Origin of the sequence: Streptomyces sp. HUAS YS2 (assembly GCF_033343995.1) — a bacterium.
GTDB classification, from domain to species: Bacteria; Actinomycetota; Actinomycetes; order Streptomycetales; family Streptomycetaceae; genus Streptomyces; species Streptomyces solicathayae.
This window is the reverse complement of the sequence record NZ_CP137573.1, coordinates 4,771,196-4,783,862: the sequence shown is the minus strand read 5'-3', so window position 1 is coordinate 4,783,862 and position 12,667 is coordinate 4,771,196. Positions and strand designations below refer to the sequence as shown.

The window sequence follows — 12,667 nt, the reverse complement described above, 5'->3', positions numbered from 1 at the left end:
CACAGCGCGAAACGGCCCCGGTGGGATGGAGGACATCCACCGGGACCGTCGCGGTCCACCGTATAGCCCGGCCCCCGGCCGGTACGGCGGGACGGGACCACTGGTCGGGCTACTCGCTGGCGATCGCGTTCAGCACGTTCATCCGGCCGGCCCGGAAGGCCGGGACGAGGGCCGCGAACAGGCCCACGAACGCCGACCCGACGAACACCGTCAGGATCGTCGGCCACGGGATCTCCAGGACCCCGAGGCCCTCCAGGGCGAGCAGCTGCTGCGCCGCCGTGCCCCAGCCCATACCGAGGCCCAGGCCGAGCAGGGCGCCGAAGAGGGCGATGACCACCGACTCCAGGCGGATCATGCGGCGCAGCTGGCGGCGGGAGAGACCGATGGCCCGCATCAGGCCGATCTCCCGGGTCCGCTCGACCACCGACAGGGCGAGGGTGTTCACCACGCCGAGGATCGCGACGATGATCGCCAGGGCGAGCAGCCCGTAGACGATGTTGAGCAGCTGGCCGATCTGGTCCTGCAGGTCCTTCTTGTAGTCGGCCTGGTTGCTGACCTTGTACTGCGGATAGTCGGCGAGCGAGGCCTTGAGGGCGGCGTACGCCTCGGTCTCCTTGCCGTCCTCGGCCGTGGCGAACATGACCACGTTCTTGGGCATCTTCTCGGCCGGCAGGTACTGGGCGGCGGTCGCGATGTCGGTGTACATCACGCCCTTGTCGACGTTGTTGGCGTCCGAGGTGATCGCCGCGACCTTCAGCTTCGCCGTCTCGCCGCCCTTGAAGGCGACGGTCAGCACGTCGCCGACCTTCACGTGGTGCTCGGCGGCGTAGTCGCTGCCGACGGACATGGCGTTCTTCCCGTAGGCGTCGGCGAGCCGGCCGGCGGTCGTGTCGCGGCGCAGGTCCTGCGCATACGTCGGGTCGGCGGCGACCAGGCCCTTGTCGAAGACCCCGCCCTCGGGATCGGTGATCTTCGCGTCGACCCACTTGTACTCGGTGACGTGGTCCAGGCCCGGGGTCTTCTCCAGGGCGGCCTGCGCCTGCGGCACGATCGGCTGGCCGTTGCCCGACTGGACGATGAAGTCCGCCCCGACGGAGCGGTCCAGTTCGTCGGTGGCCGAGGCGACCATGGAGGAGCCGACCACGGACAGGCAGGCGACCAGGGCCAGGCCGATCATCAGGGCCGCGCCGGTGGCTCCGGTGCGGCGCGGGTTGCGCAGCGCGTTGCGCTCGGCCATACGGCCCACCGGCCCGAAGACCCGCAGTACGACGGCTCCGAGCACCCGGACGACCCCGCCGGCCAGCAGCGGACCGACGACGATGAAGCCGATGAGCGAGAGCACGATCCCGGCTCCCAGCCACAACGAGCCGGTGACAGCCTTCTCGGCCTGCGTCGCCGTCCACAGGGCGGCCGCGCCGAGCCCCGTCAGGAGCAGGCCCAGGCCGCCCCGGACCAGCCCGGCCCGTCCGTCCGCGGGCGTCCCGGCGTCGCGGAGCGCGGCCATCGGGGAGACCTTGCCGGCCCGGCGGGCCGGTATGTAGGCGGCGAGGACGGTGACCACGATGCCGAGGACCAGGCCGACGGCCGGGGTCGTCCACTTCACGGTCAGGTCCTGCGTGGACAGGTTCATCCCCATCGAGGACATGAGCTTCATCAGGCCGATCGCCAGCCCGACGCCCGCGCCGACGCCGGCGACGGAGCCGATGACGCCGAGCAGCAGCGCCTCGACGAGCACGGACCGGTTGACCTGCTTGCGGCTCGATCCGATGGCCCGCATCAGGCCGATCTCACGGGTGCGCTGGGCGACCAGCATCGAGAAGGTGTTGACGATGAGGAAGATGCCGACGAGGAAGGCGATCGCGGCGAAGCCGAGCATCGCGTACTTCATGACGTCGAGGAACCCGGCGACGTCCTTGCGGCCCTCGTCCGCGGCCTCGGCGGCGGTCTGCAGCTTGTAGCCGTCGCCGACCGCGCCGGCGATGTTCTTCTTCAGCTGCTCGTCCGAGACACCGACGGCGGCGTCGGCGGTGATCTGCGTGAACAGCCCTTCCTTCCCGAGGAGTTCACGCTGCGCGGTGACGGTGTCGAAGTAGACGACCGTGGCACCGGGGTTGGTGACCTTGAAGTCGGCGATTCCGGAGATCTTCGCCCTGTGGTCGCCGCCCACAGAGATCGTGCGCAGCTCGTCGCCGATCTTCAGCTTGTGCTTCTCGGCGGTGTCGCCGTCGACCAGCACCTCGGTGGGTCCGCGCGGCTCGTGGCCCGAGGTGATCTCCACCGAACGCAGCTCGTTGGGGCTCCAGTTGACGGCGATGGTCGGCGCGCCGCTGGTGGGCCCGAGGTTCTTGTTGTGCGCGTCGACGACGGTCACGCTGAGCGAGATCACCGAGCCCTGGGCGTCCTTGACCCCCTCGGCCTTCCTGACCTGCTCGACGAGCGAGGCCGGGAAGGAATCGGGCCGGCCGGTGTCCGGGCTCGAGTCGGACGGATCCGCGCTCTTGGCACTGAGCGTGACGTCCGAGGCGGTGGACGCGAAGAGCTTGTCGAAGGTGGTGTTCATGGTGTCCGTGAACACGAGCGTGCCGCTCACGAACGCCACGGAGAGCAGGACGGCAACGGCGGAGAGCGCCATGCGGCCCTTGTGCGCGAAGAAGTTGCGCAGCGAGGTCTTCAGGACGGTCATGACGTGCGCCCCCGGGCGTCGAAGTCCTTCATGCGGTCCAGGACGGCGTCGGCGGTGGGCCGGAACATCTCGTCGACGATCCGGCCGTCGGCGAGGTAGAGCACCCGGTCCGCGTAGGAGGCGGCCACCGGGTCGTGCGTCACCATGACGATCGTCTGGCCCAGCTCGTCGACCGACTGCCGCAGGAAGCCAAGCACTTCGGCGCCGGCCCGTGAGTCCAGGTTTCCGGTCGGCTCGTCACCGAAGATGATCTCGGGCCGGGCGGCCAGCGCGCGGGCCACGGCGACACGCTGCTGCTGACCGCCGGAGAGCTGCGTCGGCCGGTGCTTCAGCCGGTCGGCGAGACCGACGGTCGCGACCACCCGGTCCAGCCACTGCCGGTCCGGCTTGCGGCCCGCGATGTCCATCGGGAGCGTGATGTTCTCGATCGCGTCGAGCGTCGGCAGCAGGTTGAACGCCTGGAAGATGAAGCCGATCCGGTCGCGCCGGAGCTGCGTCAGTTTCTTGTCCTTCAGCCCGGTGATCTCGGTGTCGTCGAGGAAGATCTGGCCGCTGGTGACGGTGTCGAGCCCGGCGAGGCAGTGCATCAGCGTCGACTTGCCGGACCCCGAGGGCCCCATGATCGCGGTGAACTGCCCCCGGTTGATGTCGACGTCGACGTGGTCGAGCGCGACGACCCGCGTCTCCCCCTGGCCGTACGCCTTGACGACCTGCCGCGCCCGCGCGGCGACGGCCGTACTCGCTCCAGTACCCCCGTGCCTGGAAATGGTCACAGCCGAAGTCACGGTATGTCTCCTATGTCGGTGAAGCCTGAATGAAGCCGAATGCAGTGGGATGAAGCGGAAGTGGAGCTGTCGAGCGGGATGGATCCAGTCTGTTCGGCGACAGGCACAGGCACAGTGGTGCTCCCCGTAAACCCGCCCTGTGGTTTTCCTCAGGCCCCCGTGACCCGAGGTCGATCCCGTAAGAACAAGTTAAGAACCGTGCCGCCCCCGGCACCTCCTCCGCCGGAACGAACGTCCCCTGGGCGCAAGGGGGGAGATCCCCCTAGGGGTTCTCCACCCGTGGACGGAGAGCCCCTCGGGGACGTTTTCCCCGAGCCTGCCCCCTCCCGCAGCGTGAGGTGCAAGTGAGAGGGTGTCCCCCGAAGAAATAGATGCATAGGGAATACATCCGGGCGGCAAGGGGAGGACATCCGGTGGCCGAGACGACGACCGCGAGCGCGAGCACGACCACGCCCCGCGGCAGGGGCCCCGTCGTCGCCGCCCTCATGCTCGGCATGGGCCTCGCGGCCCTGGACGGCACCGTCGTCGCCACCGCCGTCCCGCAGATCGTCGGCGACCTCGGCGGCCTCGCCGTCTTCTCCTGGCTCTTCTCCGGCTACCTGCTCGCCGTCACCGTCACGCTGCCCGTGTACGGGAAACTCTCCGACACCTTCGGACGCAAGCCCGTCCTGATCACCGGCATCGTCCTCTTCCTCGTCGGCTCGCTGCTCTGCGCCGCCGCCTGGAACATGGCCGCCCTCATCGCCTTCCGCATCGTGCAGGGCCTCGGCGGCGGCGCGCTCCAGGGCACCATCCAGACCATCGCCGCCGACCTGTACCCGTTGAAGGAACGCCCGAAGATCCAGGCCAGGCTCTCCACCGTCTGGGCCACCGCCTCCGTCGCCGGACCCACGACCGGCGGCCTGCTCGCCGGCTACGCCGACTGGCGCTGGATCTTCCTCGTCAACATCCCGGTCGGCCTGATCGCCCTCTGGCTCGTCGCCCGCTACCTCGTCGAACCCGCCCGCGCGAAGGCCCCCGCGGGCACCACGGCGGCCCCGGGGAAGCGCGCCGTTGTCGACTGGCCCGGCGCCCTCGCCATCTTCGGCACCGGCGCCCTGCTGCTCACCGCACTCGTCCAGGGCGGCGTCGCCTGGCCCTGGCTGTCTGCCCCCTCCCTCGCCCTGTTCGGCGGCAGCCTCGCCCTCGGCGTCCTCACCGTCCTCATCGAACGGCGCGCCGCGGAACCGATCATCCCCGGCTGGGTGTGGCGCCGCCGCACCATCGCCGCCGTCAACCTCGCGCTCGGCGCGCTCGGCCTGCTCATGGTCGCCCCGACCGTCTTCCTGCCCACCTACGCGCAGGCCGTCCTCGGTCTCGGCCCGATCGCCGCCGGGTTCGTGCTGTCCGCGATGACCCTGAGCTGGCCGGTCACCGCCGCCTTCGCCAACCGTGCCTACAGCCGCATCGGCTTCCGGCTCACCGCCGTCGCCGGCATGTCCGCCGGCCTGCTCCTCCTGCTCGCCTTCCCCCTGCTGCCGTTCCCCGGCGAACCCTGGCAGCCCGCCCTGCTGATGCTGCTGCTCGGCGGCGCCCTCGGCTTCGTCCAGCTCCCGCTCGTCGTGGGCGTCCAGTCGACCGTCCCGTACGAGGAGCGCGGCACCACCACCGCGTCCGTCCTGTTCTGCCGCCAGGTCGGCCAGAGCGTCGGCGCCGCCCTGTTCGGCGCGATCGCCAACGGCGTCCTCGCCGCCCGCCTCGGTGGCAGCGGCGACCTCGACTCCCTCGCCCGCGCCCTCGACGCCCCCGGCACCCTCACCGCGTCGGCGGCCGACCACCTGCGCCGCGCGGTCGACGCCGCCGTGGAGTACGTCTTCGTCGGCGCGGCCGTCGCGGCGGCCCTGGCGCTGGTCGTCCTGCTCACGATCGCGCCGCGCCGCTTCCCGGTCCTCAAGGAGGTCGCGGACGGGGCCGAGGACACGGCGACGGAGCAGCCGTCCGAGGAACCGGCGAAGTAGCCCCTCATCCCTCCGTCTCCTCCTCGTCCCCCTCGCCCTCCGAGGCCTCCTCGCCCTCCGAGGCCTCCTCCCGCGCCGCCCGGCCCGTCAGCGTGGCCAGGCTGTTGCGGACGTGCGCCATGTGCGCCCGGGTGGCCTCGCACGCGGTCGTGTGCTCGGCGAGGATCCGGTCCGTCTCCCGCGCCACCCGCTCGCCGGTCGCCCGGGCGCCTGCCAGCAGCTCCCCGGCCCGGCCGTCGGCCGCCTCCTGGCGGCGCCGCGCGCTCTGCTCCGCCTCCGCGAAGACCCGCTCGGCCTCGGCGAGTTCCGCCTCCGCCACCGCGACCCGCTCCGCGTACCGGGCCGACCACTCCTCCTCGTGCGCGGTCGCCGCCCGCTCCGCCTCCGCCCGCCGGACCGCCTGCTCCTGCTCCCGCGCGTCCACCAGCGCCGCCGCCCGCAGCCGGGCGTCCCCGACGGCCGTACGCGCCTCCTCCCGCAGCGCCGCCACGTCGCCGCGGGCCCCCGCCCGTACCGCCTCCGCCTCGCCCCGGGCGGCCTCCAGCAGCTCCTCCGCAACCCGGTCCACCGCCCCGAGCGCGCCGTCCGCCTCCGCACGCGCGGCCTCCGCGGAACGGTCCGCCTCCACCCCGGCCTCGTCCCGCAGCGCGCGGGCCTCCTCGGTCGCCGCCGCGACCAGCTCGTCCGCCTCCTCCTCCGCGAGGACCAGCAGCCGCCGGGCCCGCTCGCCCAGCACCTCGTACCGCTGCGGCGCCAGACCCTCGACGCGCTCGCACAGCCGCGCCGCCTCCTCCTCCATCTCCCGGGCCAGCACGGTCAGCCGGGCGGCCCGCTCCCAGGCGGCGTCACGGTCCTCGGAGAGCGCGGCGAGGACCCGGTCCACCTGCGCGGGGCGGTAGCCGCGCACCCCTCGTACGACGGCGAAGACGTGCGGCTTCCTCATCGGCGGAGCCCCTCTCGTGCGCGGAACCCCCTGCTCCGATCTTGCGGGATCGCACCGAACCGGCCGCGACCCGACACTCCGGGCACACCGCGCCGCCGGAACCCGAAGGGCCCGGTCCGCACCCGGACCGGGCCCTTCACGCGCTCACCGAGGAGCGGACCTCACAGAAGCCCGTCCCACATCTGCTCGAGCAGCACCGACCACCAGTTCTCCGGCGACGCCAGCGCCGCCGGGTCCAGCATCGCCAGCTGCGCCTGGAAGTCGACCGTCCAGCGCCCCGCCTGCTCCGGCGTCAGACCGAACCGCAGCCGCCACATCCGGCCGAGCAGCGCCATGGACCGGGTGAACTCCGGCAGTCCGCTGTTCACGAACTGCGGTGCCATGCACCGGCCGTCCGGCCCCGGCTCCACCGGCACCGCCACGATGTGCGCCGTGCCGTACTGGACACAGATCGCTCGCCCGAAGTCCGAACCGAGCACCAGGTACGAGCCCGCGTCCGAGGGCGGCTGGACCTGCCGCTGCGCCGCCAGCTCCGCCAGCGTCGGAACGACCGGCTGGGCCGGCTGGGCCCAGAAGAACGGACCGAAGTCCGCCGGCAGACCCGCCCACACCAGCGTCACCGCCACGACCTCGGGCACGCCCTGCCGGGACACCGCCCGCTGGTCGAACCGGCAGATCGCCGGGCCGAACGCCCCGGCCAGCTCCTGCGCGACACCCTCCGGCGGGATCGGCGGCGCCGGCTGCACCTGCGGCAGCGGCGCGCGCACCGGCGCGGGCCGCGCCGGACCGTCCGCGACCTGGTGCAGCTCGCCCTGGTGGGTCAGCAGCTGCTGCATGCCCTGCTGCCGGCCCGCGTGGTCCCGGCCGTACGGGGCGATGTTGGTGATCCGCGCCTGCGGCCAGGTCTCCCGGATCATCCGCGCGCAGTACCCGCCCGGCAGCTCGCAGGACTCCAGCTCCGTGTGCAGCTCCAGCACCTGCTGCGGCGGCACGTTCATCGCACGCAGCTCGTGCAGGATCTGCCACTCCGGGTGCGGCGTCCCCGGCGCCGAACGCCGGATGATCTGCGCCTCGGAGCCGTCGGGCGCGCGGTAGCGCAGGACGGCCTGGTAGCCGGGGCCGACGGTCGGCTGACCGGTCGGCTGGGCCTGCTGCGGCGGGAACGGAGCCGGACCGCCGGGAGCACCGGGCGGGGCGGGCGGCGGAGGTACTCCGGGACCGCCGATCTGGTTCGGGCTCGCCAGCATCGTCGCGGCGTGATGCACCGGCTGCGCCGGCGTCGCACCACCCGGAACACCCGGCGGCGCGGGCGGCGGAGGCGTACCCGGAGCACCCGGCGCGCCCGGAGGACCCGGCGGCGGAGGCGGAGTCGCCCCACCCGCACCACCCAGGCTCTGCGGACTCGCCAGCATCGTCGCCGCGTGATGCACCGGCTGCGCCGGCGTCGCACCACCCGGAACACCCGGCGGCGCGGGCGGCGGAGGCGTACCCGGAGCACCCGGGACACCCGGAGGACCCGGCGGCGGAGGCGGAGTCGCCCCACCCGCACCACCCAGGCTCTGCGGACTCGCCAGCATCGTCGCGGCATGGTGCACCGGCTGCGGCGGAGTGTGCGGGCCGGGCGGCGCCGGGGGCGCGGGCGGACCGGCCGGGCCGGGCTGACCGGGCGGCGTCGGGCCGCCGGGACCCAGCTGCGAGACCAGCTGCGTCGGAATGTACGCGTCACCGCCCGGAGCGCCCGGCGGAGGCGGCGGGGTCGCGCCGCCCGCACCCGGGCCGCCCGGAGCGGCGGGGCCGTGCGTCAGCGCGGGCGTGGCGATCGCCGTCTTCGGCAGCTGGCTGCCGCCCGACATCAGGGCCGTCGGCGCGTCCGCGCCGGTGATCGGCGGCGGCGTGTCGTCGTCGTCGGCACCCGACAGCGGCGGCGCGAACACCGTCGCAGGCAGCGGCACGGACACATCGCCGTCGCCGCCCGCGCTCACGTCCGCCCACGCACCACTGCCACCCGACGCCGAAGCCGGGGCGGGCGCCGGGGCGGGCGCGGGAGTCGGGGCCGGCGGCGCCGGCGCGGCAGCCGGGGCCGGCGCCGGTACGGGATCCGGCGACGGCGCCGCGGCACCCGCCCCCGAGCTCCGGCCGTCCGGGATCCCCGCCCGGTCCGCCGCCTCCTGCAACCACTCCGGCGGCGTCAGAAGGAACGACGTCTGATTCAGATCGATGCGCTCCGGTGGGGCCGGCGGCGCCGCACCCGGCGCCGCGTCCGGACCGCCGTACTCCTCCTCGTACCGGCGGATGACCTCACCCACCGGCAGCTCCGGCCACAGCGTCGCCTCACCGCTGTCCCGCGCGATCACCAGCCGCTGCCGCCCGCCGTCGGACCTCGGACCGTCCTCCCGGTCCTCCGCCCACACCACGAAGCCCAGCTCGAACTCCCGCACCCGCACCTCACGGTGCTGGTACGCGGGCAGATCGCCGTTCACCCACTCCTCGGCGCGCTCCTGCGCCTGTGCGAACGTCACCATCGAGCTCACTCCCCCACCGCGACGACCTGCGCGAAGCCGCCGTCGACCATCAGGTTCGCCACCGTCTCCAACTCCGGCGGATTGCCCGCCAGACGCTGCAGGAAATCGTCGAAGTCCGTACCGCACGGCAGCAACAGGGTCTCCGCCCGCTCCTGCACGCTCAGACCGTTCCGGTCCCGCGCGTCGTCGTACGCGCAGAACCACACCGAACCGACACCCTCGCCGCGCACCTTCACCGCCAGGATGCCGCCCTGCACGAACGCGACGCCCAGGTAGTCCTTCGTCAGATGGTCCCGCAGACACTTGTTGACGTACACCAGGTCGTTGACGCCCGCCTCCTCACGCACCGTGAAGAACGGCTGGTCCACAAGGAGACCCAGCTCCGCGTCGAGCGCCGCGCCGACCGGCGCACAGCCGCCCGCCGCCTTCAGGAACGACCGGTACCCGCCCGGCAGGCGGTACCCCAGGTCCTCCTCCACGCCCTGCAACTGCTGCTCCGACACCGACATCCGCGCCTTCGGCAGCCCGAAGTGCGCGGGCCGGGTCTCCTGCAGCGGCCGGGTCCCGCGCTTGCCGTGGTCCACCGCCGCCGTCGCCACACCACCGTGATGCCGCAGCAGCGCCTTCACCTCGACCGGGACCAGCTCCATCCGCCGCGTCCCCGCCACGTGATGCCACGTCCAGCCGTGCGGCGTCGCCACCGCAGGGATCGTGTCCCACAGCTCGTGCCCCGAAGCGGCCAGCGCCGCGTTCGCGGACACATAGTCCGTCAGCCGCAGCTCGTCGACGCCGAAGCCCTGCGGCGGCTCCGCGATCTCCGCCGCCGCACGGGCGTACGGCGAGAAATCCGGGTAACCGTGCTCGTCGACCCGCACCCCTCGGGGATGCCGGGAAGCCCGGACCGGGTCCGGGAAGTGCACGACCTGCCCGGCGTAGGCCGCGTTCGGTGGCGCGGCATCCTGCCCGAGCCGACCTGTCGTCATGGCGGTTGCCCCCTGCGCTGGCTGCTGGCTGATTCCGCACAGCCTATGCGGTGCCCGGCCAGGGCCGCCCGAGTCCGAACCCCCACCCGCACCGACCGTGACCAAGTGTCACGACCGCATGACGGAACGGCTATGACCGCGACACACCGAAGGGCACGTTTCTCCACCCAGCTTCCACAGCGGGCACCCCGTTTGGCAGGCTGTTCACGCAACTCGGGGGATTGCAGGGAGGGAAGACGAGCACCATGTACGCAACACAACCACCCGCACCACCCCACACACAGGGTGACCCACGCCTCAGCTGGAGCACCACGGAGCCCCACCGCGCACCCTCACTCCGACACCGCCGCGACGGCATCCTGCCCACCGTCGGCGCCGCCCTCTCCGTCCGCGGCGAAACCCTCACCTGCACCGCAGGCCGCGGCGACCAGGCACCCGTCCTGCACGCCCTCGTCCAGGACTTCCTCGACACCCTCACCAGCAACCAGCGCGAACGCTTCACCGGCCGCTGCCCCGAAGCCATCCTGCTCTCCCGGCACCTCACATCCGCCGAGAGCAGCCGATCCAAGCGCGCCCAGCGCAAGCCGCTCACCCACAGCGAGGCCCGCCGCTCCCTCAAGCACGCCAAGCTCACCGCGCGGCGCATCCGCGAGGACGGCGACCCGCTCCACGGCAGCTACGCCGCACCCTGCCGCACCTGTACGGCGATGCTCGCCCACTTCGGCGTCCAGCCCGTCGAACCCACTGCCCCGACCGCCCAGAACGGCTGACCCGCACCGCATGCCCGACCTCCACACCACCCGGTTCCCCGGCAACGTCGACGCGGTCCTCCGCGAGGCGGGCTGGCAGCCCGGCCGATGGGACATCAAGCAGGCCGAACACTGGGCCGACACCCTGCGCGCCCACGTCTCCCCGGCCGGACACCGGCACGCCGTCTTCCCGGCCGCCGTCGAGGCCTGGGCCGAATTCGGCGGACTCCAGGTCACCGGCCCCGGCACCGGCCGGCACATCGCCCCCGCCGCCGTCCGCATCGACCCGCTCGCCGGACTCCACCTCGCCCGCACCCTCGGCGACCTCGGCCGCGCCCTCGACACCGAGATCACGCCCCTCGGCGAGGAGGGCGACCACCAGGCCGTCCTCGCCATCGACGCGGAAGGCCGCGTCTACAGCCTCGACCACACCGGCGACTGGTACCTCGGCCGCGACATCGACACCGCCCTCGCCACCCTGATCACGGGCACCAGCCCGACCAGACTGACGACAGGGGCCTGAGGACATCAGGCAGCGCGGCGTCCGGCGGCAGCGACAGAACCGGCTACTCCCCGGCCGCCGACGGCAACACCGCCGACACCCGGAACCCGCCCGCGTCCGTCGGCCCCGAGACGAACACCCCGCCCAGCCGATGCACCCGCTCCCGCATCCCCACCAGACCGTTCCCGCCGCTCGGCAGATGCGCGTCCGCGACCGCCGCGTCCGACGGACCGTTCTCCACCTGCATCGCGACCTCGGCCTCCCGATGCGCCAACCGCACCACGACCTTCGCCCCCGCCGCGTGCTTGTGCACGTTCGTCAACGCCTCCTGCACCACCCGGTAGGCGGTCTGCTCGACCGCCGCCGCGTACGCCCGCGCCTCCCCCAGCACCATCAGCTCCACGACCACCCCGGCCTGCCGGGACTGCTCGACCAACTCCTCCAGGGCGTCCAGACACGGCCCGTCCTCCGACGCCGCCTCGGCGGCCGCGGCGGCGGCCCGCCCCACGGCGGCCAGCGGCACGGGCACCGGAGCCCCGCCCGACGGCGCCTCCTCCTCCCGCAGCACGCCGAGCATCTCCCGCAACTCGGTCAGCGCCTGCCGGCCCATGTCACCCACCAGCGCCGCGTTCCGCACCGCCTTCTGCGGATCCTTCAGCGCCACCGCCTGCAACGCCGCCGCATGCACCACCATCAACGACACCCGGTGCGCCACCACGTCGTGCATCTCCCGCGCGATCCGGGTCCGCTCCTCCTGCCGCGCCCACTGCGCCCGCTGCTCGGCCCGGTCCGCCAGCAGCGACAACTCCTGCTCCAGACTGTCCGCCCGCTCCCGCAGGCTCTCCATGAGCCGCCGCCGGGCCCCGATGTACAGCCCGAACAGCACCGGCGGCGCGTTCAGCCCCAGCGTCATGAAGAGCGAGACGACAGGAACGTACCAGCCGCTCGGATCGAAGTCCCGCTGGTCGACGTCGGCCTGCATCACGTCCTGCCGCAGCCGTACGACGGTCACCAGGAACACCGCGACCGTCGACATCCCGGCCAGCAGCGCCGTGATCCGGCGCGGCACCTCGGAGGCGGCGAGCGAGTACAGCCCGACGATCCCCATCAGGTAGCCCATCTCGGCGGGCGTCGTCGCGATCGACACCAGCACCACGACGATCGGCCACCGCCGCCGCAGCACCAGCACGAACCCCGCCGACAGCCCGAACAGCACCCCCACCGGCACCGGCACCGCAGCCCGCTCCGCGAACCCGATCCCCTCCAGGGCGCACTCCAGCGCCGACACGAGCCCCAGCCCGACGTCCAGCACCGCGCTGCGCCGTCTCCCCCACCACAACCAGCCCCGCGCGGGCCCGCCCGCCGCGTCCTGGTGTGCCCCCGTTGCGGTCATGCGTCCCAGCCTACGGGCGGGCGCGAGTCATTTTCCGGAGACTCACGTGTCGCTCGAACTGGTGAATCGCCCGCACTTTCGACCCGGACGTCCGGATTCCGGACGAAGGT

General features: G+C 73.1%; 9 protein-coding genes. 3 read left to right on the top strand and 6 right to left on the bottom strand.

Going from position 1 to position 12,667, the window contains the following annotated elements; all coding sequences use genetic code 11:
• Positions 1–109 precede the first annotated feature (109 nt).
• Positions 110–2,683: an ABC transporter permease gene (locus tag R2D22_RS22200; protein WP_318106372.1), complete on the bottom strand. Its 2,574-nt coding sequence runs from the start codon at positions 2,681–2,683 to the stop codon at positions 110–112.
• Positions 2,680–3,468: an ABC transporter ATP-binding protein gene (locus tag R2D22_RS22195; protein WP_318106370.1), complete on the bottom strand. Its 789-nt coding sequence runs from the start codon at positions 3,466–3,468 to the stop codon at positions 2,680–2,682. The genes R2D22_RS22200 and R2D22_RS22195 overlap by 4 nt, the downstream gene beginning before the upstream one ends.
• A 371-nt stretch (positions 3,469–3,839) precedes the next feature.
• On the opposite strand from R2D22_RS22195, the gene R2D22_RS22190 reads away from it, so the two are divergent.
• Positions 3,840–5,465: an MFS transporter gene (locus R2D22_RS22190; RefSeq protein ID WP_411977061.1), complete on the top strand. Its 1,626-nt coding sequence runs from the start codon at positions 3,840–3,842 to the stop codon at positions 5,463–5,465.
• A 4-nt stretch (positions 5,466–5,469) separates the two neighbouring features.
• Here the strand turns inward: R2D22_RS22190 and R2D22_RS22185 are convergent, their stop codons facing one another.
• The 3 genes from R2D22_RS22185 to R2D22_RS22175 form a co-directional block, all read right to left on the bottom strand.
• Positions 5,470–6,408, bottom strand: coding sequence for a DivIVA domain-containing protein (locus tag R2D22_RS22185; protein WP_318106365.1), 939 nt, complete (start codon positions 6,406–6,408; stop codon positions 5,470–5,472).
• Between the two features lie 161 nt (positions 6,409–6,569).
• Positions 6,570–8,930 carry an SUKH-4 family immunity protein gene (locus tag R2D22_RS22180; RefSeq protein WP_318106364.1) on the bottom strand — a complete coding sequence of 787 codons (2,361 nt, stop codon included), beginning with the start codon at positions 8,928–8,930 and terminating at the stop codon, positions 6,570–6,572.
• A gap of 5 nt (positions 8,931–8,935) precedes the next feature.
• A complete protein-coding gene (locus R2D22_RS22175; RefSeq protein ID WP_318106363.1) occupies positions 8,936–9,913 on the bottom strand; it encodes an SMI1/KNR4 family protein in 978 nt (325 codons plus the stop codon).
• 245 nt (positions 9,914–10,158) lie between these two features.
• Here R2D22_RS22175 and R2D22_RS22170 point away from each other — a divergent pair, with 245 nt between their 5' ends.
• Complete coding sequence (locus tag R2D22_RS22170) at positions 10,159–10,683, top strand: YwqJ-related putative deaminase (protein WP_318106362.1); 525 nt, start codon at positions 10,159–10,161, stop codon at positions 10,681–10,683.
• Positions 10,684–10,693: 10 nt separating this feature from the next.
• Positions 10,694–11,185, top strand: coding sequence for an SUKH-3 domain-containing protein (locus R2D22_RS22165; protein WP_318106361.1), 492 nt, complete (start codon positions 10,694–10,696; stop codon positions 11,183–11,185).
• Between the two features lie 43 nt (positions 11,186–11,228).
• Here the strand turns inward: R2D22_RS22165 and R2D22_RS22160 are convergent, their stop codons facing one another.
• Positions 11,229–12,557, bottom strand: a complete 1,329-nt coding sequence (locus R2D22_RS22160) for a sensor histidine kinase (protein WP_318106359.1) — start codon at positions 12,555–12,557, stop codon at positions 11,229–11,231.
• Between the last annotated feature and the right edge of the window lie 110 nt (positions 12,558–12,667).

Coding starts and splice junctions, on each gene's coding strand:
- R2D22_RS22200 (WP_318106372.1), bottom strand. CDS start 2,683: ATGACCGTCCTGAAGACCTCGCTGCGCAACTTCTTCGCGCACAAGGGC.
- R2D22_RS22190 (WP_411977061.1), top strand. CDS start 3,840: ATGCATAGGGAATACATCCGGGCGGCAAGGGGAGGACATCCGGTGGCC.
- R2D22_RS22185 (WP_318106365.1), bottom strand. CDS start 6,408: ATGAGGAAGCCGCACGTCTTCGCCGTCGTACGAGGGGTGCGCGGCTAC.
- R2D22_RS22180 (WP_318106364.1), bottom strand. CDS start 8,930: ATGGTGACGTTCGCACAGGCGCAGGAGCGCGCCGAGGAGTGGGTGAAC.
- R2D22_RS22175 (WP_318106363.1), bottom strand. CDS start 9,913: ATGACGACAGGTCGGCTCGGGCAGGATGCCGCGCCACCGAACGCGGCC.
- R2D22_RS22170 (WP_318106362.1), top strand. CDS start 10,159: ATGTACGCAACACAACCACCCGCACCACCCCACACACAGGGTGACCCA.
- R2D22_RS22165 (WP_318106361.1), top strand. CDS start 10,694: ATGCCCGACCTCCACACCACCCGGTTCCCCGGCAACGTCGACGCGGTC.
- R2D22_RS22160 (WP_318106359.1), bottom strand. CDS start 12,557: ATGACCGCAACGGGGGCACACCAGGACGCGGCGGGCGGGCCCGCGCGG.